Here is a 23341-nt window from a genome sequence, read left to right as displayed (position 1 = left end):
CGGCCCGTGGCCCTCCGCTCCTGCTCCGGCCTCATTTGGCACCTCCCTTCTGGGCGGCGGCTTCGACCGCGGCCAGGATCCGCACGTGGGCGCCGCAGCGGCAGAGGTTGCCATCCAGGGCCTCGGCCACCTGACGGCGATCCGGTCTGGGTGTCTTCTTCAGCAGCGCGTAGGCGCTGAGGATCATGCCCGGGGTGCAGAAGCCGCACTGGAAGGCGTGGTGATCCAGGAAGGCCTCCTGCACGGGGTGGAGCTTCTCCTGCAGGCCCAGGCCTTCGATGGTGAGCACCGCCTTGCCCGCCACGGCGGCCAGCGGCGTGGAGCAGGAGCGCACGGCCTCCCCGTCGACGAGCACCGTGCAGGCGCCGCAGAGACCCTGCCCGCAGCCGATCTTGGTGCCAGTGAGGGCCAGGTCCTCGCGCAGCACACAGGCCAGCATGCGCGAGCCGTCGGCGGTTGTGACCACCTGCTTGCCATTCAGCGTGAACGAAAGGGTCCTGGCCATGACGACTCCTTCCTGTACTGTGGACCAGATTATGACCGGGAACGGAAGCATGGACCGCCCCTACCTCTGGAGCTGTGGCTCGGCTGGTGGTGCCACTCACGAATCCCACTCGGGCGCGTCCTCCCCTCCCGATCGCAATCCACCGGATCACTCGTCCCCTGCTTGCCATGGGTCAGGACAAGCCCATCGGGGAATCGCAGCGGATCACGATGTCTGAACCGCGTCTTCTCACGATTTGTGCGTCCTGTACAAGTTTGTTCTGGCTCAGGAGCCAGGGTTGGAGCGGCCCAGGCAGACCTCCAGCCGCCTGACCTCACCGCTGCGACTGAAGATGGCCTTGCTGGCATCAGTGTCCAGCCGCAGTCCCTCCACAACATCCACGGAACCTGCCTGGCGGAGGACCTGGATGCCAGGGGACCCAGACCGGTGGATCACGACCGGAACCTGGCAGAGCGTGAAGGCAAACGTTCCTGGCTCAAGGTCCAGGTGTTCAGGGTGACCTTCCACGTCCAGGAAGGCGAATCTGGCACGTTGGCTCAGGAACTCTCCGTCACGTATGAGCCAGGGCAGGAAGGCGATGCGCCCCTGCGAGACTTGAACTCCCATCTCGCCCAGGCGGCTGAGGATGTCCTCCTTGACCTGACCTGTCATGCCGGGCTGCTGGGCGCCGGCGAACCCGGTTGTGTGCGAGTAGGGGTCGATGGGAATCGCCCCATGCAGGGAGGGCGGCTTGTGGCTTCCCAGCCCCTCGCGGATGGCCCGGTAGTGCGCGCTGAGACGGTCCCCGACGGCCTGGGACTCATCGCAGGTGCGCTGCCTCGTCTCGTCGACGGCCAGGAGCAGCTTCGACACCATGTGCCAGTAGATACAACCCAGGCCTTCGTACTTGTAGAAGGTTCCAGAGCGTCCTGTGAAGGACTGGTGGTCGAAGACCTGCTCATAGAGGGCCAGCAGCTGGGCTTCCTCGGTTTCCGCCATGCTCCGGTAGGGACCATGCTTCAGCCTGTCCAGTGCCTCCCGAAGGTGCGAGACATTCCTGAAGTCGGCATTGAAGTGGACTTGGCCCTCGACATCCCGGGTCACGAGACGCTCATTCCCATCGGCCAGGAGCGTTGTCAGCAGCGGCGAACAGGCGACGGCCTGGGCCGGGAGAATGTTCTTGTCCAGGAAGTGGGGCAGGGGACGGTCCGGGTAGAGGAGGTAGCTGGCCTGGTCGGTCCGGTAGAGCTGGCTCGACCGCAGGGCATCCAGCACGGCCACGGACGCCTCTCCCGACAGGACGCCGGAGCTGAGCACGGCCACCTGGCCTTCCAGCATCTCGTAGAGCGGGCGGATCTCGATCCCGTCCCCGACGACTTTCATCACGTGGTACGAATGGTAGAGGCCGTCGGGCCGCAGGTTCAGCCGGATGGCGTGGTCGATGTGCTCCAGCGCCCCATTCAGGAAGCCGAGGAGGCGCTCCACGGGCACCTGGACCCTGGATCCCGAGAACCCCCGGTCATAGATCTCGGTCCGATAGACCGTGCCGGCCTGCCCCAGTGCATCCAGGACCTGTTTCCGCTCACAGTTGGAGATGGCCTGGCCGGGCGTCGGTGGATGCCCGGCGAGGGCGCGATCCACGTCCTCCAGGAATCTGTGGAGCTCCTCCGCCAGCTCGAGCCATCCCCCGGGCGCTTCCGGCAGGAGCTCCCGGCAGAAGGCCAGGTACCGGCGAAGGTAGTAGAGGGTCACCATGGACACGCCGTAGCCCACCAGGGCGTTGTTGGCGTCGTTCCACTCGGGTCGCTGGGTGTTCATCCAGATCCCGGCCTCCGGGACGTAATTCGCCAGCTTGGAGAGGGCTACCAGCAGGAGCTTCTCGGCCAGGCTGGCCCGGAGGACCGTCCCCTGGGCGCCCAGCACGGCGAGGCCATCCGCTCCCAGGGCCTTCGCCCGTGCCATCGCCTCCTCGTGAGCCGCCGCGTCGAAGGCGATGGTGTCGTGAGGGTTGGCGAGCATGTCCTGGTAGGGCTTGATGCGGTAGGGGACATTGGCATAGGTGAAGATCGGTCGGTCCAGCAGGCCCGTCAGCAGGCCTGGGTCGAAGCGTCGAGAGGCCTCCAGCAGCTTGAGCAGGTAGATCACCTGGTGATCGCCCCAGTAGCCGATGAAGGACCAGGGATCCTGGGGATCGCTCACTTCCCAGTCGAAGCCGATCCGCATGAGGCGGTAGGGGTTGTGGCCATCCACCGTCGAGCAGTCGGCGAACTTGAAGATCATGCTCTCCAGAAAACCGGGAAAGGAATGGCCCAGGGCCTCCCAGTTCTGGAAGATGTCCCGCCAGTTGCCCTCGTAGTTGAGGATCTTCTCGCCCCACTCGTCCTTCACCTCGATGGAGAAGCTGTTCCAGGGCCGGCTGGGATCCCCGTGTCGGCGGCTGAAGGTGAGGGGCAGGTACTCCTTGGTGAGCCGCTCGAGGTCCAGATCGCCCAGGGCGGTCACCCGGTCGATCAGGTCACGGTGCTGCAGGTGGTCCGGGAGCTGCTCCAGGAACAGCGCATGCCGCCGGGCCACCGTCTTGTTCGATTGGGCCAGGAAGGACGCCAGGTCGCTGCGGGAGATCCGGTAGCCATCGTCGGGAACGCCGCCCCGCAAGAGGTTGAACAGGGTGTTCGAGAAATGCCGCTGGGCGTTCAACGGGTCGCCCGTCAGCTGGAGTCCGTCGGAACAGGCCACGATCCGCAGCAGGTTCCGGGTGCCTCTGGCGACATCACTCAGGACCTCAGCCTTCAGGCTGGATTCGGACTCCAGGCGATGCTTCAGGGCGACGACCGCCGTGGCGTCCTGGTTGAGCTCCGCCACGACGAGCCAGTCCTTCTGTTCGCCTCCGCCCAGGGGAAAGCCACCGTGCAGGAGGTAGGCGCCACGCTGCCCACGGATGTCGCTTTCCTCGCGAAGCGTCGCCCCCAGCCGGAAGGCCTTGAGCTGAGTGGTGGAGAGCAGGCGCTGGGCAGGCTCCAGCCCGGTGGACCAGGCCAGGTTGACCCGCAGGGCCTCGCTCGGCTCGGGCTTGTCCACGGGTACCGAGCTGAGGCGGAAGAGGGCGAGGCCCGAGGGCCTGATCAGCTCCGTGCGCTTGTACCCGTCGACGAGGGTGCTGAACTCCACCTGGAAGCGCCGCTCGACCCCCGCAGGCAGGACGTTCTGGATGCCATCGACGAGCAGGACATGGACCTCGTCGTCCCCCTGGTTGGTGAGCATCGCCCGTCGGACGAACCCGAAGCGCTCGCTGTTCATCCACGCATAGCGGAAGGTGAGGCCCAGGTCGTGGTTGGCCTCTTCGAACAGGATCTTGTTGCCATGGACGCTTTTGTACAGGCTGCGGGTGACCTGGTACAGCCCCTCAAGCCGCTGGCTGAAGGGTTCCCAGAGAAAGGTCCGCTCCCGGCGCGTGATGCGGAAGAGGGTCAGGCTGCCGGTCTGATCCTGGCTGTCATGGATCCGGTCGTCGGTGTAGTAGGGGAAGAGCGCGTGCTCCGCATCCTTCCGCCCGGCCGTGAGGGCGCCATTGCTCGAGATGAAGAGCCAGTGGTCCGAGTCGCTCACCAGACTCATGAAGAAGGGCGCCATCGCGTCGTGGTTGGTGATGCGGTAATAGGATTCGCCTTCGAATTCCACGATGGAGCCCTCGGCCGGCGAGCCGGGGTGCTTCAGGGTTGCATCTGCTGCATGGGTGGCTGGCATACGCTCATCTCTCCGTGGATCCATCAGGCCTCGCCTTCGAGCCCCTTCTTGCGGCTGGCCAGGTCCTTCTCAATCTGGACCATCTTCTGGTCATCGAGGGGGTAGGCCCTCATGAGGACGGCAGCCACCACCAGCATCAGGGCGGGGATCAGGCTCATGGAGAGCCGGATGCCCAGCAGCGAGGTGGCCGACTGCTCCTGGTTGGCGAGGTAACCGAAGCCGGTCAGCAGGAGCCCCGTCACCCAGGCACCCAGGGCCAGCCCGATCTTCATGCCGAAAACGGCCGAAGCGAAGACCAGCCCCGTGTTCCGGCGCCCCAGGCGCCACTCGGCGTCGTCGGCGGTGTCCGCGAACATGGCCCAGACCAGGGGCGAGTTGAACCCGATGATGAAGCTGGCGAGGATCTGCAGGCCGAACATGAGCCCGATGTCCGTGGGCTTGGCCAGCCAGAAGCCGCCGATGATGAGGCCGCCGATGCCGATGGCGGCGATGAACAGGGTCTTCTTGTCAAAGTGCCGGGCGATGGTGGGCGTGATGACCACCGCCGCCAGGAAGGCCAGGGCGTTGGCCACCAGGAAGGGGCCGAGGAGGTCGTTGCGCTGGACGTAGTACTTGAAGTAGTAGGCCGAGACCGAGCCCCTGAGCACGAAGGACATGATCATGATGATCAGGACCCCGAGCATCACCACGAAGGCGCGGCTCGTGAGCATGCTCTTCAGGTCCTCCTTGAAGTCCGGGCTCTGGTCCTCGGGCGGAGTGACCCGCTCGTGGGTGGTGGCGAAGCAGAGGATCAGGAGGACGACTGCGAAGGCGCCGTACAGGACCATGGTCATCTGCCACCCCTTGGCCGGGTCGGAGGGCAGGGTGAGGAAGTCCCGGGAGAGGAACCAGCGCACCCAGTCGATGGGGTGGGCCAGGAAGCTGTGCTGGGCACGCAGGGCCGATGACATCCCGAACCACTGGGCCAGGCTGGGCGTGCAGTACTGCACCAGGACCGCCACGGAAAAGGCCCCGACGAACCGGAAGGAGGCCAGGGAGGTGCGCTCCTTCGAGTTGGGCGTCATGACGCCGAGCAGGGCGCTGTAGGGGATGTTCACCGCGGTGTAGAGGAGCATCAGGAGACAGTAGGTCGCATAGGCGTAGAGGAGCTTGGCCCCTCCGCCGAGGCTGGGGGTCGTGAAGGTGAGCACCCCCGCACCGGCCAGCGGGATGGCGAACCAGAGCACGTAAGGCCGGAAATGCCCCCAGCGGGTCTTGGTGCGGTCCGCGATGGTTCCCATGACCGGATCGGCCACGGCGTCCATGACCCGGGTCACCAGCATCATGGTGCCGACGGCTCCGGCGGAGATGCCGAACACGTCGGTATAGAAGAAGATGATGAAGAACTCAAACGTCTTCCAATAGAAGTTGGAGGCGGCATCGCCCAGGGCGTAGCCCACCTTCTCTCCGAAGGACAGGCGCCCGTCTTCCAGCATGGCGGTGGCAGGAGTGGAATTGGCTTCGGCTGCGTTCACGGGAACCCCCACATCACGACAGGCTGACGCTGATGGACCACCGCACCGTCTCACCCGGCGGGATGACTCGGTACTGCCGCCAGGACTCCACGGCGTCCAGGAGGGAATCCGGTGCACCGCTGCAGGGTTCCAGGGCCAGGTGGTGGAAGCCGCCGTGGCCGCGGTTGATCCACACGCCGAGGAAGGGGAGCGTGGACCCATCCCATGCCAGCTCCAGGCGGTCACCGGTCAGGCCGTTCACGATGCCCGCCCGGGCCGTCTTCAGGGGGCCGGCGAAGCCCTTGAGGCAGGCGCCGGGCATTCCGGGAAGCTCGCCGGCATCGAGCCTCACCCCGGGGAACGGTTCCGGGTAGGCCCACACATCGCCCTGGGAGATGGTCACCCCAAGGCCCCCGTTCAGACGCAGGCTCCGGACCTCCTCCGGAAGGTCGAGGCGATCCCCCGATTCCAGGGTCAGCAGGGGATGGAAGGACCAGAGGTATGGCTCGGGGCGGTCGCCCAGGTTGGTCAGGGCGTAATCGAAGAGGAAGGCACCGTCCGTGCCGACCCGGATGGACCGGCGGAACTGAAAGGGTGTGACCGCCAGCCGCACCGTGGCCGAGAGTTCCTGCCGGGCCAGGGCCTCGGGCTCCAGCTCCCAGCACTGGAACCAGACTTCGCCATGGTCGGGCAGGTCCCGGTCGCCGACCCGGCAGGGCGCCACGGTCGGCACGCACTCGTCGATGCCCGCCTGGGGACTGGCCCCGAAGGAATCCCCGGGCCCGTTGCGCCAGAGCCAGTCCGGGTGGGGCTGGTGCCAGCACCACTCCCGGCCGGAGCTGAGCCTGCGCAGGCTGATGACCCGTCCGCCGAGCTCCGGGACCATCCGAAGCTCGGCCGCGTCCGTGCGGAGGCCCTTCACCAGGTAGCCCTGCTCGAGAGAGGTGGTCACTACCCCCTGGGTCACCGAGGCACCCCAGGGTCCTGGGGCGCCGGCGTCCCCTGCGTCAGCATGCAGGCCTCACTTCGACCAGAAGATGCGGTCGACGTAGATGGGATTCGTGGGATTGCTGTTGGCGGGCTTGCCCGTGCTGCTGAAGACGTCCGCGACCACGAAGGGATTGGAGACCATGGTCATGTCGAGCTTCGACAGCGACGCCAGGGGCATCCCTGAGCCCATGACACCCCACGGCGTGAGGGCGCTGATGGGGATCTTCACGTCATGCCACGCGCCGTCGTTGAGGTAGCCGTAGCTGCCCGATGCCAGCGGGAGGAAGACGTTGTAGAGGGTGAGGTCGATGGGGTTGCCGGTCTGGAAGCCGACGAGGATGGTGCCCGGGTAGGTGGTCTTGATGCTGAAGTTCAGGTACCCGGAAGAAGCAAAGGCGCTCAGATCATCCGCATGCTTGGTGTAGGCCAGGGCCGCACCCCAGCCCCAGGGCTGGGGGCCCGGCGTGATCTGCAGGCTGGTGGTGCCCTCCGCGGCGGTGGTGGTGGTGGGCACCGCCGAGGTGTTCCAGGTCCAGCCGGCCCAGGCCAGGGGCGCCGCGGGCAGGGCCTCTCCGGAGGTGGCGCCTTCCGCATAGAGGGTGTACCTCCCGGCGGTCACCGCGGGATTCTGCACCGTGGGGAGGTAGTGCAGGGCATCCGCGCCGCTGTAGGTGCCGGGCTCCCAGACGGAGGCGGGGTAGAGGCCGCGCACGACGTAGCGGGCCTGGCGGTTGACATTGAAGAGGCCCCAGCCGTCGTCACCACCCTTCCAGGGCTCATCGAAGGCCTCGAACCAGAAGATGTTCTTGGGGCCCGTGCCGGAGATGCGCCAGGCGGCCAGGAGGTTGAAGAAGATCTGCTGGTTGACCGGGTGGGCCCGCTCGTATTCGCCCCCCGTCGGCAAGGCCTTCCAGCCGGTCTCGCCGATGACGATGGGCAGCGCGGCGTAGCCGGTCTTGTCCAGGTAGGTGCGGGCCTCGCTGTAGTTCTGCTGCTCGAAGGCGAGCGCGGCACCCATCATCGCGGCAGCCCGGCCCGAGGCGGGAACGTCCGTCTGCTTCCAATCCCACGGCTGCCCGTACAGGGTGTCCAGCAGGGCGTAGGAATGAATGGAGACGAAGTCGAGGGTGTTGAGCAGGTAGGTCGGCGCAGAAGCGAAGAAGGCGTAGTTGTCGTCGCTGGTAACCGGCTGGGCGATGGCCGACCGCACCTGGGTGATGTAGGAGGCCATCTGGGCCGGGGAGACCGGGTTGCCCGCCCAGCTGACCATGCACTCGTTGCCGACGCTCACCACGAGCACCTGGTCGGGGTAGGCGTTCGCCAGCGCGATGCAGCGGGCGATTTCCGTCTGGTTGGCGTTCTCGATGGCAGGCACATCGGCGGGCGCGGTGTACTTGGTGCTGGAGATCCAGCAGCCCAGGTGCACCTTGATGTCCAGGTGGTTGTTCTGGATGACCTGCAGGGTCTGCTTGGCCACCTTGTCGGAGCTGTCGAACAGCCGGATCAGGGTGAAGTTCCCCTGGGCAAGGAGCGTCAGGTCCTGGGCGATCTGCGTGGCCGTGGGCGTCTCGGTCGAGTTGTTGCCGGTCCGGTAGGGCGAGTAGGCGACGGCCGTGCGGGTGAGGTACTCCGTGGGCAGGGGCCGGATGGACTTGGCATCGACGGTGCCGGGCACCACCCCGCCGCCGCCGCAGGAGGTGAGGGCGGCGACGAGGGCGAGTCCAAGGAACGAACGGAGGACCACGGTGAGGAGGTTGTTCGACATGGCTGGGGTTCCTTTGGACTCAGAGGACGTAGAGGAGGCCGAACAGCGCCCAGTTGCCGCTCCTGCTGACCCGGGAATCGACCCCGGTGAAGGCGGAATTCGTGGGCATGGACATCGGAGAGAGGCCCAGGCGGCCATAGCGGACCATGCCGACGCCGGCATAGGCCGAGAGACCGCGTCCGAACTCGTACTGGAACCCCAGGGTGTTGAAGTTGGCCCAGTTGCTCTGGCCCCGCTCGGAGGGGTTGGAGGTGGAGGCGGTGCCCAGGATCTGGCCGGCGAGCCAGGCGGACCACTTCTCCCGTCGGTACCGCAGGGCCGCAAAGCCGTCCGTGGAGGTGGCGGAGTAGCCGGGGTTGGCGACTCCGTCCCGGGTGCCGCCCCAGTCCACGTTGAACATGTCGTTCCACTGGGCGGGGGGGCCGGCCACGGTGATCACCGCGTCGGCGCCGCTCCAGCGGTTCGACCGGAGGCCGCCGGACACCTGCCAGTGCGCGTCGAGGTCGTACCGGGCCATCACCATGGCCATGCCCTGGCCTGCGCCGCCGATCTTGGCATCGTCTTGGGGGAAGGGCGTTAGCCCCGTGAAGGGGCCGTGGCCCCAGGCCTGGGGATTCCCGTTCCGGGTGTCCTGGACGATGACATCCACCACCAGACCGGCATTGTGGTACTGCCCATAGAACTCCCAGAACCGGGGCTTGTGGATCTTGAAGGCGGTGTTGCCCTGGTCGTAGGTCGCCTCCAGCACGAGATCGCCGTTGAAGATGTCGAAGGGGCGGGACGTGTAGCGGATGGCCTTGGTGAGCAGGCCGTAACCGGCGCCGCTCTGAGCCCACTCATTGGCCAGTCCCACGGCCGTGCCGTAGGGGTAGTCCGCCACGCTCCAGCCCCGGGCGACCATCTTGCCCACGGCCAGCCGACCGTAGTCCTCGTGGCTGATCGCCACATTCTCTTCATAGAGGAAGCCGGGGACGTCGACCGTGCTTGGCACCCCCATGCCGCCCCGCCAGCGCTGGCTCAGCATGGCGGAGGCCTTGAACCCGCCGCCCAGGTCGAACTTGACGCCCAGCCAGGGCTGGAAGAGCCAGACGTTGGTGGGCTCGGTGCCGTAGCGGGTGCCCGGCACCAGCTGGTCGGCCCACTGCTGTTGCTTGGTCGCCTCCGGGTAGAGCTGGAGGTTTTCGTTGAAGTTGCTGGTGCGGGCGCCCTCGTACTTGGCAAACGCGTTCAGGCTGAAGGGTCCGTATTGGAGGGCCTGCTGGGCCCGGGCCACCGGCCCGCCCCAGCAGCCCACGAGCAGGAGGACGGCCCAGGTGCCCAGGCGGCTCGGGCTCAAGCGGGGGAGGGGGGGCTGGTCGCGTTCCGTGACGGTCCGCAGGGTTGGCGTGTGCATGGGGAGCCTTCTCAGAAAGGTCCGGTGATGGAGAGGGGCGGGATGGAGGGTGCAGGGGGGCCATCAAACCCGTACAGCGCCCCCCGCTGGTTCGCGAGTATCGAGGATGGATGGTGCAGAAGCTGATCAAGGGTGATTCAAAAATAGGGGAAGTAAATTGTCTTTTTTCATTTTTATGGTCGATTTTTCATCGCGCTTTATCCCTTGGGTGATTGAGTATTTTGGGTATACGATGCTCGACCGAAACACAAAAAACTTCATGCAATGATCAAAATTACCAAGGAGTTTCCATGAACTCGACCTGGAGGTTCTTGCGGCTGGGGCTCTTCGGGTTGCTGCTGACGGTCACGGGAGCATCCCAGACGGTCAAGGTCGGGGCCGGCGCCTACCGGCTGGACGCCCTGGGCAGCGACAAGGACGTGCCGCCCGCCCCCATGAGGACGGAGGCGCTGCTGAAGACCGCGGCCCAGACGAGCCAGTGGTATTCCACCCTCATCTTCAACCGGACGCCGGAGGCCATCTTCGCTCAGCCCCTCACCTTCAGGGCTGTCGCCGCGGGCTTGGAGATGTCCCTGCCCGTGAAGACCGTGGTCGCCACTGAGCGCAAGGACACGGAGATCCACTACCCGCATGCGGATCCGGTCCTCATCAGCCCGGTGGCCTTCGTGCCCGGACCGGCGCGCTTGGGCAAGGCCGGCGACTGGTCCATCGGCATCGACTTCTCCAGGGGCGAAGACCGGATGGAGGCCACCATCGCCCACGGCAGTCCCTACGCCTACCTGCGGGTCTCGCGGGGGGATGTGCAGGTCGGCCTGCCCGAGGTCGGGGTCCGCCTGCCCTCCCAGGAGGATCCGCGGGTCCTGGCCCTGCGGGTCAAGGGGAAGGTGTACGCGTTCTTCGGTCCCACGGGGGTGCGCTGGGAGCAGGTTTCCGACCGGCAGTGGCTGGCGCGCATGCCTACCGGCCGGGAGCACTTCTCCGCGGCGGCCCTGCCCGATGAGCGGCCGGAAACCCTTGCCCTCTTCACCCGCCATGCCTACGCGTTCCTCGAGGACACGCGGGTTTCCTGGCACTACGACGCCGCCACGAGCACCGTCGAGACACGCTTCGAGGCAACCGTGCTGGCCGTGGAGGGGGCGGAGGCCAGGCCGCTCCTGGGGCTCTACCCCCACCAGTGGTCCGGGAATGCCGCCATCCAGGGCCAGCTGGGGCCGGGCTATGACACCCTCCGGGGCCGCATCCTGGTGCTCCCAGCCGCGGGCTTCACCACCCGGGTGGCCTATCCGGGGCTGCTGCCCTGGTGGCCCGGCGTGAAGGGCACCCCCCGGGCGGCCGAGCTGGCCGACCTCCTCAAGGCTGATGTGCGCCGGGCCCGGCCTATGATGCTGGAGATCGGCAACGGTCCCTACTGGCAGGGCAAGGGCCTGCAGCGCATCATCCAGCTGATGAATGTCGCGGAGCAGCAAGGTGACCTCGAGGCGCGCGACGCGCTGCTCAAGCTGCTGAAGGGCCGGGTCGAGCAGTGGTTCTCGGGCACGGACCGGAAGACCTACTTCCGCTATACCCGGACACTCGGGACCCTGGTCGCCTATCCCGAGGAGTACTTCAGCGTCGAGCAGGTCAACGACCACCACTTCCACTACGGCTACTGGATCTTCGCCATGGCCCAGATCGCGCTGCGCGACCCCGCCTGGGCCGCCAAGGACAGGTGGGGCGGGCTGGTGGACAAGCTCGTGGCCGACATCGCCACGCCCACCCGCGGGGGCTCGGAATTTCCCTTCCTGCGGAACTTTGACCCCTATGAGAGCCACTCCTGGGCCTCGGGCGTCGGCCTCGGCCCCTTCGGCAACAACCAGGAGAGCTCCAGTGAGGCGGTGAACGCCTGGGCGGGCCTGATCCTCTGGGCGGAGGTCACCGGCGACCGGGCCCTGCGGGACCTCGGCATCTGGCTGTATTCAAGCGAGATCAAGGGAATCCAGACCTACTGGTTCGACCTGGACCGCCAGGTACTGCCACCCGAGTACCGGAACAGCGAGGTGAGCATGCTCTTCGGCGGCAAGTTCGCTCACAACACCTGGTGGACGGACGAGCCAAGGCAGATCAAGGGCATCAACCTGCTGCCCCTGACGACAGCCTCACTTTACCTGGGCAAGGACCCGGGCTTCGTGAAGCGCAGCCTGGCGGAGCTGCCGGCCCAGAGTGCCGCCTGGGCCACCCGCGGCCGGCGCCCCGACCCGCCCGACATCTGGCAGGATGTCTTTGCCGAGTACCTGGCCCTGGCCGATCCCCCCGCCGCGCTGGCCCAGTGGAACCGGTGGGGCGCCGTGGAACTCGGCAACACCCGGTCCCACACGCTGCACTGGCTGCTGAACCTGGAGCGCATGGGGCTGCCGGATGTCTCGGTCACTGCGGATACGGCCCTCTACGCCGTGTTCCGGAAACCCGACGGCCGGCGGACCTACCTGGCCTTCAATGCGGGAAGTGCGCCCCTCCCGGTGCGGTTCAGCGATGGCACGCAGCTCCCAGTTCCCCCGCGAAGCCTGGCGGAGACCACGGCTGCCCCACCTGCCGGGGTGCCGTGAGCCGCAGGATGCAAAGCTTCAGCGCCGGGCAAACTGCGTCCGGTAGAGGGCCGGAGTGGTGCCCGCCTCCCGCTTGAAGAACCGGCAGAAGTAGGTGGCCGAGGTGAACCCGCATTCCCTGGCCACCTCCTCGATGGCGAGGCTGGAGTCCTCCAGTAGGCGCATGCCGCGGTTCAGCCGGATGCGGAGCATCTCCTGGGCCACGGGCCGGCCCAGGTGCTTCTTGAACAGGTTGTCCAGGGTGGAGCGGGAGCAGTCCACCAGCTCGCAGATCTGGTCCACCGAGATACCGTGGCAGGCCCGGTCGCGGATGAGGCGAGATGCCGCCAGGACCAGGGGATCCTGGGCCGTGGTGATGTCCGTGGACTGCCGCTCGACGATGCGCAAGGGGGCCACGCGGTGCAGGATCGGCGGGACGGGCTCGCCGTCCAGCATGCGGTTCAGCATGTCAGCGGCCATCTGGCCGATGCCCTCGATGTTGGGTGCGATGCTGGTGAGTGTGGGGCGACAGAGGCGACAGAGGATCTCGTCGTTGTCCACGCCGATCACGGAGACATCCGAGGGCATGGAGATGCCCAGGTCCCGGCAGGCGGTGATGATCTGCTGGCCGCGGATGTCGTTGCAGGCGAGGATGGCCACGGGCTTCGGGAGCTTCGAGAGCCAGGCGGCCAGGGCCGCCTCGTATTCCAGGCCACGCAGCTCCTGGAACTGCATCTTGATGGTCGCCGCCACCTTCTCAGGGGGTGCGTAGCAGTGCACCTGCCGGCCCTGGGCCTCGAGAATCCTCACCAGGGCGGCTGACCGCCGGTCCGAGAAGAAGATGCCGGGATAGCCCCCGAAGGCGAAGTTGTTGAAGCCAGCCTGGAGGAAGAAGTCCGCCGCCAGCTGGGCCACCGCTTCGGCATCGGTGTCGATCACTGGGGAGGCGGGGCAGTTACCCTCTCCCTGCACGTCCACCACTGGGACGCCCAGGGAGGAGATCTGGCGGCCCAGCTCGGGCGTTGAGATGAAACCGATGAGCCCGTCGATGTGGCCCTTCTTGAGCCAGGCCGGCAGCTTGGTAACCTCGGCCCGCTCGTAGGGGAAGATCAGCCAGTCATCGTGCTCAAGGGCATAGGTGGCCACACCCTGGCAGACGCCGCGGCTGTAGCCCCCAGAGGCGGGGACCAGGAGGGCGATGTGGCGGTTCTTGGGCATGAAAAGAGATTGCAGCCTGTCTAGATTTTTGGCAATCGGGGAGGTCGGACCGCCCCAGCCTGGCGGGTGACCAGCCCTCTGTGGGGCCCAGGCTGGCAGGGTTGGGCGGGGGCCCAGGGCACCGGTCTTGATTGATAAAAAATAGATAATCCATGAATTTGAGCCATTGATTCGGGAACGCGCAAAGGGTTCGAAGCTGGGCAGGCACAATAGGGGCGGGCGCTGAAAATTCATTCTAGATTACGAAAAAAGATCATATACAACCCACTTTCCAGAACCCAACCTTGACCAGCCCTCCATCAGCCCAGTGTCCGCACGGCGCCTGCTCGCCGGAACCAAGTCCCGCACCCATCTGATTGCACCCATCGGCCCATGAGCCATGACCCATCCGAGGAGACCCCATGACACGCCGTCGACTGCGAGGATTCCTGGTTCCGCTGGCGCTCCTGGCAGCCCCGTTGATCCTGCTGACCAGCTGCGGCGGCAAGGCCACTCACCCCGCCCCCGTCCAGACCTACAACCCGGCGCCGGCCGTGGTCATCGGGGGGACCAGCGGCACCGCAGCCAAAGGCCCCGTGACTTTCATGTTCACCTTCAGCCAACCCGTGAGCAGCTTCCCGGCCTCGGCCGTGACGGTCACCAGCGGCACGGGGGCTGCCAGCACGACCAAAGTCTCGGCCAACCAGTACACCCTGGTGGTCACTCCCCCCGCTAATTCGGTCGGGACCCTGACCGTCAGCGTGGCTGCGGGCGCGTTCCACAGCGCCGCCGGCGTAGCCAACACCAGCGGCGCCAGTGTCACCCAGGCTTTCGATACCCGCCCGGTGGTGCTGACCCAGATGAGCCTGCCGGTCACGTTCGACTCGGCCACCGTGAACTACGGCCTGCTCGGGTTTGGGGGCGCCGACGACTCCAGCATCGTCCTGGATCCCGCAGGCGGCACCAACCAGGTGGCCAAGGTCGTCAAGTCTGCCACGGCCGAGACCTGGGCCGGCACCACCCTGACGGCCGATGGCACCCTTGGCTTCGCTGCGAAGATCCCCTTCGATGCGGCCAACACCCGGATGACCGTGCGGGTCTATTCCCCCAATGCAGGCATTCCCGTCCGGCTCAAGGTCGAGGACCACACCACCCCCGCCACTTCGGTGGAGACCGAGGCCGTGACCACGGTGTCCAACACCTGGGAGACCCTGACCTTTGACTTTGCCCACCAGGCGACGGGAACCACTGCCCTGAACGTGGCCAGCAGCTACGACAAGGCGACCATCTTCTTCAACTTCGGCGTGAGCGGAGCCACGGCCGGCGCCAAGACCTACTACTTCGATGATGTGGCGTTCATTGGCGGGACGGGCGGTGGCGGTGGTGCCACGGGGTTCAGTGCCATCACCTTCGATGACGCCGCCCTGACCTACACCCTGACGGGCTTCGGTGGCGCCGAGGACTCCACCGTGGTGACCGATCCGGCCGGGGGTTCCAACAAGGTGGGCAAGGTCAACCGGTCCGCCACGGCCGAGACCTGGGCCGGTACCACCGTCTCCACCGGCGCGAACCAGTCCGTAGGGAAGATCCCCCTGGATGCCACCCACACGCGGATGTCCCTGCGGGTCTACGCTCCCGCCACGGGCCTCAAGGTCCGCCTGAAGGTGGAGGATGCCGCCAACAACACCATCACCTGCGAGACCGAGGCGACCACCACGGTGGCCAACGCCTGGGAGACCCTGACCTTCGACTTCAGCAGTCCCGCGACGGGCACCGCAGCCCTGGATGTCAGCAAGACCTACGACAAGGTCTCGGTCTTCTTCAACTTCGGAACGGCGGGCGCCACCGCGGGTGCCCAGACCTTCTACTTCGATGATGTGGCGATGAGCGCCGGCGGCAGCGCGGTGGGCTTCAGCACCCTCACCTTCGATGACAGCGCCCTGACCTACACCCTGACCGGGTTTGGCGGGGCGGAGGATTCCACGGTGGTGGTTGATCCCACCGGTGGCACCAACAAGGTGGTGAAGGTCAACCGGTCCGCCACCGCCGAGACCTGGGCGGGCACGACCATCTCCACAGGCGCGAACCAGTCCGTCGGGAAGTTCCCCTTCGATGCCGCCAATACTCGGATGACGGCGCGCGTCTATGTGCCGGCCATCGGCATCAAGGTCCGCCTGAAGGTCGAGGATGCCGCGAACAACACGATCACCTGCGAGACGGAGGCGACCACCACGGTGGCCAATGCCTGGGAGACGCTGACCTTCGACTTCGCCAGCCCGGCCACGGGCACCGCGGCCCTGGATGTCAGCAAGACCTTCAACAAGGTCTCCGTCTTCTTCAACTTCGGGACGGCCGGAGCCACGGCGGGGGCCCAGACCTTCTACCTGGATGACCTGGCCTTCATCGGCGGAACAGGCTCGGGCGGCGGCGGGGCGCTGGCGTTCAGCACCCTGACCTTCGAGACCGGTGCCACGACCTACACGCTCACGGGCTTCGGCGGTGCCGAAGACTCCACCCTCGCGGCGGATCCGAGTGGTGCGGCCAACCAGGTCGCCAAGGTGGTGAAGTCGGCCACGGCCGAGACCTGGGCGGGGACCACCCTGTCTACCGGGGCCAACCAGTCCGTCGGCAAGCTCCCCTTCGATGCCGCCAACACCCGGATGACCGTGCGGACCTATTCCCCTGTCGTGGGCATCAAGATTCGGCTGAAGGTGGAGGACGCCTCGAACAACACCATCACCTGCGAGACGGAGGCGACCACCACCGTGGCCAATGCCTGGGAGACCCTGACCTTCGACTTCGCCAGCCCGGCCACGGGCACTGCGGCCCTGGACGTGACCAAGACCTACAACAAGGTTTCGATCTTCTTCGATTTCGGCACCGCCGGGGTCACCGTGGGCTCGGCCAGGACCTACTACTGCGACGACGTGACCTTCATCGGTGGGACTGGCAGCGGGGGTGCTGGCGGAGCCAGCTATAGTCCCATCACCTTCGACGACGCCGCCCTCACCTACACCCTGACGGGCTTCGGCGGCGCGGAGGATTCCACCGTGGTGACCGATCCGGCCGGTGGCAGCAACAAGGTCGCCAAGGTCGTGAAGTCCGCCACGGCCGAGCTGTGGGCGGGCACCACGGTGTCCACCGGCGCGAACAACTCGATCCCGACGCTGCCCTTCAGTGCGACCAGGAAGCAGATCTCGGCGCGCGTGTGGTCGCCGGATGCGGGGATCCAGGTGCGCGTCAAGGTCGAGGATGCCGCAGACGTCACTCATACCTGTGAAACGGAGGCCACGGTCACCACGGCTGCCGGCTGGCAGACCCTGACCTTCAACTTCGCCAACCAGGCCACCGGCACCGCCGCCCTCAACCTCGCGTTCACCTACAACAAGCTCTCGATCTTCTTCAACTTCGGAACCACGGGGGCCGCGGCCGGGGCTGCCAAGACCTACTACCTCGACGACATCACCTTCCTTCCTTGAGGGTGGACTCCCCTGGTCGGAGTCATCCGACCAGCCGCGGTGGAGCCTAGCGATGACCAAGAAACTCAGGACGGTCCGGCAGGTCATGGAACTGTCCATCCAGCACCACGTCCCCCCCGAGCCTGGCCCGGCCCAGGGGGCAGAGCCCTGGACCCTGGAGACCTACCTGGAGACCCTGCCACCCGATTTCGCCACGGCCCTCCGTGCCGAGATCGCCAAGGGCACGCTCGTGGTCTCCCTGGTGCCGGGCGGCTCCGCGCGGGGGAGATCCAGGGCCAGGGTGCCGAAGGCGACCCAGGGCGACTGAGCTTCCGGGAGTCACGCCATGTCCAAGCCCAGACAGGATGAGCCCGCAGGGGCCCACCATGCCGCCCAGCCGGAAGGCGCCGAGGGCTTCCTCCTGGAAGCGGGTGGCGCCCCCCTTCCGCCGCCCCCTGCCGTCCCCGCACCCCAGGAGCTGGCCCATCTGACGGAAGCCTTCCGCCAGACCCTCCAGGCAGGCATTCATGGCCTCTGCTTCAGTCCCTACGTGGAAGGGCAGGCGCCGGGATCTATCGTCACCGAGGCGCAGATCCTGGAGCGGCTGGAGATCATCCGCCCCTACACCCGCTGGATCCGCACCTTCTCCTGCACCGAGGGGCACCAGCATACCCCGCGGCTCGCCCACGGGCTGGGCCTGAAGACCCTCGTGGGCGCCTGGCTCGGGACCAACCGGGACGACAACGAAGCGGAACTCGCCGCCGCCATCGAGGTCGCCCGCGCCGGGCATGCCGACCTCCTGGCCATCGGCAATGAGGTGCTCCTGCGGGAGGACCTGGCCGAGGACGAGCTGCTGGACTACCTCCAGCGGGCCAAGGCGGCAGTGCCTGGTGTGCCGGTGGGCTACGTGGATGCCTACTACCTCTTCGAGAAGCACCCCAGCATCACGGCCGCCTGCGATGTCCTCATGACCAACTGCTATCCCTTCTGGGAAGGCTGTCCCCGGGAGCAGGCCATCGCCTACATGCAGAGCATGCACCAGCGGACCCTCGCCGTGGCCGGGGGCAAGCGGGTCATCGTCAGCGAGACCGGCTGGCCCAATACCGGGCAGGCGTTCCACGGCTCGGTGCCGTCGGTGGAGGGAGCCCTGCGCTACTTCATCGACACCTGCCGTTGGAGCCGGGAGGAGGACGTTCCCGTCTTCTACTTCGCCGCCTTCGATGAGGCCTGGAAGATCGGCGACGAGGGGGATGTGGGGGCCTACTGGGGGCTCTGGGACAAGGACGGTCGGCCGAAGTATGCGTAGACCCGTGGACTCTCGCCCATGCTGAACCTGCCCACCGGCAACGCCATCTGCTACTCAGGCTACCGGCGGGGCCAGAGCCCAGGGGACCGAATTTATCCCTCGAAAGCGGAGATCCTGGAGGACCTGCGTCTCCTGGCGGGCCACTGGCAGCTGCTGCGGCTGTACGACAGCGGTCCCCATGCGGAGCGGGTTCTGGAAGTCATCCGTGAAGCTGGCCTTAGCTTCCGGATCTTGCTTGGCGCCCACATCGGTGCCGAGGTGAACAATCCGGCCTGCCCCTGGGGTACGACCTACACCGAATCGGCCCTCAGGGCCAGCCATGCCGAGAACGACGCCGAGGTCGAGCGGCTCGTGGCCCTTGCCCGGCAGTTCGAGGACCTGGTCTTCGCTGTGGCCGTGGGCAACGAGGCGACCGTCGAGTGGACCGACCATCTCGTGCCCGTCGATCGCCTAGGCGAGCTGGTTCGTCGAGTGAAAAGCCGGGTCCACCAGCCGGTGACCATCTGCGAGAACTACGTGCCCTGGCAGCATCAGCTGCGACAGGTGGGCGGGGAACTGGATTTCATCTCGCTCCACACCTACCCGGTCTGGGAGTACAAGCAGGTGCACGAGGCACTCCGCTACACCCAGGACAACTACGCCAGTGTGGCGAGGTGCTACCCCGACAAGCCGGTGGTGATCACCGAGGCTGGCTGGGCCACGAATGCCAACGGACGCGGCATCCACCCCGAGAATGCCTCGGAGGAGCTGCAGGCCATCTACTGTGGAGACCTCCTGGCCTGGGCGCGGGCCGCGGGCATTCTCATCTTTGTCTTCGAGGCCTTCGATGAGCCATGGAAGGGTTCCGCCGATCCCCTCGAGCCGGAGAAGCACTGGGGCCTTTTCACGGTGGACCGCCGGCCCAAGCTGGTGATGAGATCGCGCTTCCCCGTGGTGGCACCCGAGGAAGAGTAGGCCGTCGCGTCCTGAAGTGCGCAGGCTTGGACCTCAGGCGGTCGGCTCCAGCTCCCGCTTGGGCGGGATGAAGGTCATGGCGCGCTCGGCCAGGGCCGCGATGGTGAGCGAGGGATTCACCCCGGGGTTGGCGGAGATGGCGGCGCCGTCGATGACGAAGACTCCTTCATACCCGAAGAGGCGGTGGCGGTGGTCGATGGCGCCGGTTTCCGGGGAATCGCCCATGGGCGCCCCGCCCAGGATGTGGGCCGTGGTGGGGATGCCCAGCAGCGTCTCCGTGAGCAGGCTGGTGGGGTAGCCATCGAGCCGCCTGGCGACGCGCTCGGAGAGGTCCGTGGCTTCAGGCGCCCAGGCCTTGGCTGGGGGTCCATCGCCCGGCTCAGTCACGGCGCCGCGCAGGAACCCCGTGCGGAAGCCCCGGCCCAGCCGCATCTTGATGTGGCCGTCCACGGTGCGCATGTAGAGCAGGATCATGGTGAACTTCGCCCAGTCGGACACGAAGTAGGTGCGCAGGGTCCGGATGGGGTGCCGCAGCACCAGGCCGAGGGCGTTGGCGAAGCGCTGGAAGAGCGTGTCGCCGGGGGCCATGGGCAGCATGAGGGTGCGGAAGAAGCCCGCGCCTGCGGAGTAGCGTACGGGTTCCAAGTGGGAATGCTCGTCCGTGTGCAGGATCGAGCCGATGGCGATGCCCTTGGACAGATCCTGGTCCCGGCGCTGGGTGACGACGCCGACCAGCACCTCGGAGTTGGTGCGCACGAAGTCGCCCACGCGGTCAGACAGGGCCGGCAGGCCCGCGGCCGCCTCCTTGAGCTTCAGCAACAGGGGCACCGTGCCCAGCACGCCGCCGGCGAAGATCACGTTCTTCGCCAGGTAGGTCTGCTTCCGGTTCAGGGCCGGGAGCGCCCAGGTGCCCTGGCGAGCCTCCACCTCGTAGCCGCCGTCCACCGGCTTCACCCAGGTGACTTCGGTGTCGGCCTCGATTTTCAGGCCAAGCTTTTCGGCGAGGTAGAGGTAGTTGCGATCCAGGGTGTTCTTCGCGCCGTGGTTGCAGCCCAGCATGCAGCCCCCGCAGAGGGTGCAGCCTGTGCGGTCCGGGCCCTCGCCGTTGAAGAAGGGATCCCGCACCGTCTCGCCGGACTTCCCGAAGTAGACCGCCACGTTCGTGTGCTCGAAGGTGGTCTCGCGGCCAATCTCCCGGCCCACGGCCTTCAGCACCTCGTCCGGGTAGGTCAGTGCGGGGTTCCGGGTGGCCCCGAGCATGCGGAGCACCAGCTGGTAGGGGGCCGCCAGTTCGGTCTTCCAGTCCGCCAGGTGGGCCCAGGAGGGGGCCTCGAAGAAGGGATCCTTGGGCACGGGCAGGGTGTTGGCGTAGACCAGCGAGCCACCCCCCACGCCCACGCCCGACAGGGCCGTGACGTGGCCCAGGAAGGTCATCTTGAACAGGCCGCGGAAGCCCACTTGGGGCAGCCAGAAGAAGCGCTTCAGGTTCCAGTTCGTTTTGGGGAAGTCGCCAGCCTGGAGGCGGCGCCCCTTCTCCAGCACCAGCACCTTGTAGCCCTTCTCCACCAGCCGCAGGGCGCTGACGCTGCCGCCGAACCCCGACCCGATGATGATGTAGTCCCACTCCACGGTGTCTCCTGGACGGCAGGGGTTCCCGCTAGGCTGATGGCATGCGCTGGCTTTCCATCGATCATGGCACGAAGAAGATCGGCCTCGCCTTCTCGGACGAGCTGGAGATCCTGGCCTCGCCCTTCGAGGTGTGGCCCCAGGAGGAGGAGCGCACGCTGGACCGCCTGGCACGCCTCTGCCGCGAGGAGGGCGTCCAGGCCCTCTGCGTGGGCCTGCCCCGCCACAAGGATGGTGCCGAGAGCGCCACGGCCCCGGCGGCGCGGGCCTTCGGCGAAAGCCTGGCGGCCCGCACCGGCCTGCCCCTGCGCTTCGTGAACGAACACCTCAGCAGCGCCGAGGCCGAGCGGCTGCTGCGCGAGCGGGGCGTCAAGCCCGAGAAGCGGAAGCTGCTGCTGGACGCAGCGGCGGCGGCGGTGATCCTCAGTGAGCTGCTGGAGGACCGGCGGGCCAAGGGGATCGCGCCAGCCGAACTGGATTGACTAGCCCAGCCGCACGGTCCGCATGCAGCGCTCGGCCAGGCCCGGGTTGTGGGTGACCAGGAGGGTGGTGGGGCGCAGCTCGGCGTGGAGGCCCAGGAGGAAGCCGAACACTTCTTCCGCGGTGGCGGGGTCGAGGTTGCCGGTGGGCTCGTCCAGCAGCCACAGGGCCGGCTTTCGCACCAGGGCCCGGGCGAGACCCGCGCGGGCGGCCTCGCCGCCGGAGAGCTGGCCGGGCATGCGCTCGCCAAGGCCGCCCAGGCCCACGGTGCTCAGGAGCCGACCGATCCAGGCCTCGGCCTCGGGGGGCACGTCGCCCTCGATGAGCAGGGGCATGCGTAGGTTCTCCCTCACCGTGAACTCCGGCAGGAGATGGGGCTGCTGGAAGGCCAGGCCCACGGAGCGGCGGCGGTAGAGGGCCCGGGCCTCGGGGCCTTCGGGCACGGGGGCGTCGCCCACGGTGATGCGGCCGTCCTCCCAGTGATCCAGGCCCGCCACGCAGTTCAGCAGGGTGGTCTTGCCCACGCCGGAGACGCCCACGATGGCGCAGAGGCTGCCGGCTTCGACTTCGAGCGAGAAACCATCGAAGACCGGGTGGGCATTCCCTGGATAGGTCTTGTGCAGCCCGTGGATGGAAAGCGTCTGACCGATCATTCCGCCCTCAGCGCGTCAACGGGATCCAGAGCGGCGGCCTTCTTCGCGGGGTACCGCGCGGCCAGCCAGGACACCACCAGGGGGAAGGCGGCCACCAGCACGATGTCCAGCACCTTGAGCCGGAAGGGCAGGTAGCTGATGAAGTCGTAGACCGCCGCGGGGAGCCTCAGGAGGCGGAAGTGGTCGAGGATGAGGCAGAGGGGCACGCTGAGGCCCAGGCCCCAGGCCGTGCCCACGGCGCCGATGCGCAGGCCCTGGAGCTCGAAGAGCCGCTGGATCTGGCGGGGGGTGGCCCCCAGGGCCAGCAGCACGCCCAGGTCGCGGCGCTTCTCGGTCACCAGCAGCACCAGGGAGGCCACGATGTTGAAGGCCGCCACCAGCACGAGGAGGCTGAGAACGGCGGTGAAGAGCCACTTCTCGATGATGAGTGCGGCGAAGAGGCTCCGATTGGATTCGCGCAGGTCCGTGGCCAGGTAGGCGGAGCCCAGGGCCTCCAGCACGCGGGGCTTCACCTCGGCGATGGCGTCGATGCCGCTGGCGCGGACCTCGATCATCTCGGCGCGGCCCTCGGCCTTGGCAATCCGCATGGCATCGCCCAGGTGGATGAAGGCCCAGGCCTTGTCGTACTCCGCGATGTGGCTGTGGAAGACGCCGGCCACGCGGAAGGCGGCCACCTTCGGCTGCTGGCCGCCGAGGCCCAGCTCCAGGCGGAAGAGGGCCAGGGCCACCGTGTCGCCCACCCGCAGGCTCATGCGCTGGGCCAGCTCCTTGCCGAGGACGATCTCGCCCTCCTTCAGCTGCTCGATGGGCAGTGGCTTGATGGAATCGAAGATGCTGGAGGTGCCGTGGGCGGTGGCCGGGTCCACCGCCTTCACCACGACGGCCTCGGGGGGCATCTCGCTGTCGGGTCGGCGCAGCAGGCCCTTCTCCATGCGGATGGGCGAGGCGGCCTTCACGCCGGGCACGGCCCGGATGGTCCTCAGGGCACCCTCGGTATCCGGGATGTCGCCGGCCAGGTGGAACACTGTGAAGTGGGCCGTGGCGCTGAAGAGGGTGGCCTGGATCTCCTCACGGAACCCCGTCATCAGGGCCAGGGTCACCACCATGGCGAACACGCCCACCGCGGTGCCGCCCCGGGCGAAGCGCACCATGGTCCGGATGAAGGCCCCCTTGCGGTGGGTCTTCAGGTAGCGGTCGGCGACGGTGCGTTCGAACAAGGGCATGGCTCCAGATTAGC

Annotated in this window: 16 protein-coding genes; 6 read left to right on the top strand and 10 right to left on the bottom strand. The window is 67.1% G+C overall.

Features of this window, described 5'->3' with window-relative positions; all coding sequences use genetic code 11:
* Nucleotides 1–31: 31 nt before the first annotated feature.
* The 6 genes from QOZ81_RS14305 to QOZ81_RS14280 form a co-directional block, all read right to left on the bottom strand.
* Nucleotides 32–505 carry a (2Fe-2S)-binding protein gene (locus QOZ81_RS14305; RefSeq protein ID WP_291204866.1) on the bottom strand — a complete coding sequence of 158 codons (474 nt, stop codon included), beginning with the start codon at nucleotides 503–505 and terminating at the stop codon, nucleotides 32–34.
* A gap of 264 nt (nucleotides 506–769) precedes the next feature.
* Nucleotides 770–4228, bottom strand: coding sequence for a hypothetical protein (locus tag QOZ81_RS14300; protein ID WP_291204869.1), 3459 nt, complete (start codon nucleotides 4226–4228; stop codon nucleotides 770–772).
* A gap of 23 nt (nucleotides 4229–4251) precedes the next feature.
* Nucleotides 4252–5742: an MFS transporter gene (locus QOZ81_RS14295; protein ID WP_291204872.1), complete on the bottom strand. Its 1491-nt coding sequence runs from the start codon at nucleotides 5740–5742 to the stop codon at nucleotides 4252–4254.
* A 13-nt stretch (nucleotides 5743–5755) separates the two neighbouring features.
* Complete coding sequence (locus QOZ81_RS14290) at nucleotides 5756–6673, bottom strand: hypothetical protein (protein WP_291204875.1); 918 nt, start codon at nucleotides 6671–6673, stop codon at nucleotides 5756–5758.
* 69 nt (nucleotides 6674–6742) lie between these two features.
* Complete coding sequence (locus tag QOZ81_RS14285; RefSeq protein ID WP_291204877.1) at nucleotides 6743–8476, bottom strand: glycosyl hydrolase family 17 protein; 1734 nt, start codon at nucleotides 8474–8476, stop codon at nucleotides 6743–6745.
* Between the two features lie 19 nt (nucleotides 8477–8495).
* Nucleotides 8496–9869, bottom strand: coding sequence for a hypothetical protein (locus QOZ81_RS14280; RefSeq protein WP_291204879.1), 1374 nt, complete (start codon nucleotides 9867–9869; stop codon nucleotides 8496–8498).
* A gap of 290 nt (nucleotides 9870–10159) precedes the next feature.
* On the opposite strand from QOZ81_RS14280, the gene QOZ81_RS14275 reads away from it, so the two are divergent.
* Nucleotides 10160–12451: a glycosyl hydrolase gene (locus QOZ81_RS14275; protein WP_291204882.1), complete on the top strand. Its 2292-nt coding sequence runs from the start codon at nucleotides 10160–10162 to the stop codon at nucleotides 12449–12451.
* Nucleotides 12452–12469: 18 nt separating this feature from the next.
* Here the strand turns inward: QOZ81_RS14275 and QOZ81_RS14270 are convergent, their stop codons facing one another.
* A complete protein-coding gene (locus QOZ81_RS14270) occupies nucleotides 12470–13648 on the bottom strand; it encodes an AraC family transcriptional regulator (RefSeq protein ID WP_291204885.1) in 1179 nt (392 codons plus the stop codon).
* A gap of 401 nt (nucleotides 13649–14049) precedes the next feature.
* Between QOZ81_RS14270 and QOZ81_RS14265 the strand changes: the two genes are divergently transcribed.
* Genes QOZ81_RS14265 through QOZ81_RS14250 form a run of 4 tightly spaced genes read left to right on the top strand, consistent with a single transcriptional unit; the run spans nucleotide 14050 to nucleotide 19345 of the window.
* Nucleotides 14050–17106, top strand: coding sequence for an Ig-like domain-containing protein (locus tag QOZ81_RS14265; protein WP_291204888.1), 3057 nt, complete (start codon nucleotides 14050–14052; stop codon nucleotides 17104–17106).
* Nucleotides 17107–17158: 52 nt separating this feature from the next.
* Nucleotides 17159–17413 (top strand): hypothetical protein, encoded by a 255-nt coding sequence (locus QOZ81_RS14260; protein ID WP_291204890.1) that lies wholly within the window; start codon nucleotides 17159–17161, stop codon nucleotides 17411–17413.
* Nucleotides 17414–17431: 18 nt separating this feature from the next.
* Complete coding sequence (locus QOZ81_RS14255; RefSeq protein WP_291204893.1) at nucleotides 17432–18391, top strand: glycoside hydrolase family 17 protein; 960 nt, start codon at nucleotides 17432–17434, stop codon at nucleotides 18389–18391.
* Between the two features lie 18 nt (nucleotides 18392–18409).
* Nucleotides 18410–19345 carry a glycosyl hydrolase family 17 protein gene (locus QOZ81_RS14250; protein WP_291204895.1) on the top strand — a complete coding sequence of 312 codons (936 nt, stop codon included), beginning with the start codon at nucleotides 18410–18412 and terminating at the stop codon, nucleotides 19343–19345.
* A gap of 33 nt (nucleotides 19346–19378) precedes the next feature.
* On the opposite strand, the gene QOZ81_RS14245 is transcribed toward QOZ81_RS14250, so the two are convergent.
* Nucleotides 19379–20974, bottom strand: a complete 1596-nt coding sequence (locus tag QOZ81_RS14245) for a GMC oxidoreductase (RefSeq protein ID WP_291204897.1) — start codon at nucleotides 20972–20974, stop codon at nucleotides 19379–19381.
* A gap of 41 nt (nucleotides 20975–21015) precedes the next feature.
* On the opposite strand from QOZ81_RS14245, the gene ruvX reads away from it, so the two are divergent.
* The gene (gene ruvX / locus QOZ81_RS14240) at nucleotides 21016–21453 is read left to right on the top strand and encodes a Holliday junction resolvase RuvX (protein ID WP_291204899.1); all 438 of its coding nucleotides are present in this window, start codon (nucleotides 21016–21018) and stop codon (nucleotides 21451–21453) included.
* On the opposite strand, the gene QOZ81_RS14235 is transcribed toward ruvX, so the two are convergent.
* Both QOZ81_RS14235 and QOZ81_RS14230 read right to left on the bottom strand, forming a co-directional pair.
* Entirely contained in the window at nucleotides 21454–22104 is a 651-nt protein-coding gene (locus tag QOZ81_RS14235) for an ABC transporter ATP-binding protein (RefSeq protein ID WP_291204902.1), read from the bottom strand.
* Nucleotides 22101–23327: an ABC transporter permease gene (locus tag QOZ81_RS14230; RefSeq protein WP_291204905.1), complete on the bottom strand. Its 1227-nt coding sequence runs from the start codon at nucleotides 23325–23327 to the stop codon at nucleotides 22101–22103. The genes QOZ81_RS14235 and QOZ81_RS14230 overlap by 4 nt, the downstream gene beginning before the upstream one ends.
* Nucleotides 23328–23341: the final 14 nt, after the last annotated feature.

Source organism: Geothrix sp. (assembly GCF_030219325.1).
Lineage (GTDB): Bacteria > Acidobacteriota > Holophagae > Holophagales > Holophagaceae > Geothrix.
The sequence above is the reverse complement of the archived record's forward strand: the minus strand, read 5'-3'. Positions and strand labels throughout refer to the sequence as shown.

Excerpts from the sequence above, each read along its gene's own strand:
- ruvX (WP_291204899.1), top strand. The coding sequence starts at position 21,016 with ATGCGCTGGCTTTCCATCGATCATGGCACGAAGAAGATCGGCCTCGCC.
- QOZ81_RS14260 (WP_291204890.1), top strand. The coding sequence starts at position 17,159 with ATGACCAAGAAACTCAGGACGGTCCGGCAGGTCATGGAACTGTCCATC.
- QOZ81_RS14300 (WP_291204869.1), bottom strand. The coding sequence starts at position 4,228 with ATGCCAGCCACCCATGCAGCAGATGCAACCCTGAAGCACCCCGGCTCG.
- QOZ81_RS14280 (WP_291204879.1), bottom strand. The coding sequence starts at position 9,869 with ATGCACACGCCAACCCTGCGGACCGTCACGGAACGCGACCAGCCCCCC.
- QOZ81_RS14265 (WP_291204888.1), top strand. The coding sequence starts at position 14,050 with ATGACACGCCGTCGACTGCGAGGATTCCTGGTTCCGCTGGCGCTCCTG.
- QOZ81_RS14255 (WP_291204893.1), top strand. The coding sequence starts at position 17,432 with ATGTCCAAGCCCAGACAGGATGAGCCCGCAGGGGCCCACCATGCCGCC.
- QOZ81_RS14305 (WP_291204866.1), bottom strand. The coding sequence starts at position 505 with ATGGCCAGGACCCTTTCGTTCACGCTGAATGGCAAGCAGGTGGTCACA.
- QOZ81_RS14270 (WP_291204885.1), bottom strand. The coding sequence starts at position 13,648 with ATGCCCAAGAACCGCCACATCGCCCTCCTGGTCCCCGCCTCTGGGGGC.
- QOZ81_RS14235 (WP_291204902.1), bottom strand. The coding sequence starts at position 22,104 with ATGATCGGTCAGACGCTTTCCATCCACGGGCTGCACAAGACCTATCCA.
- QOZ81_RS14250 (WP_291204895.1), top strand. The coding sequence starts at position 18,410 with ATGCTGAACCTGCCCACCGGCAACGCCATCTGCTACTCAGGCTACCGG.
- QOZ81_RS14275 (WP_291204882.1), top strand. The coding sequence starts at position 10,160 with ATGAACTCGACCTGGAGGTTCTTGCGGCTGGGGCTCTTCGGGTTGCTG.
- QOZ81_RS14285 (WP_291204877.1), bottom strand. The coding sequence starts at position 8,476 with ATGTCGAACAACCTCCTCACCGTGGTCCTCCGTTCGTTCCTTGGACTC.
- QOZ81_RS14230 (WP_291204905.1), bottom strand. The coding sequence starts at position 23,327 with ATGCCCTTGTTCGAACGCACCGTCGCCGACCGCTACCTGAAGACCCAC.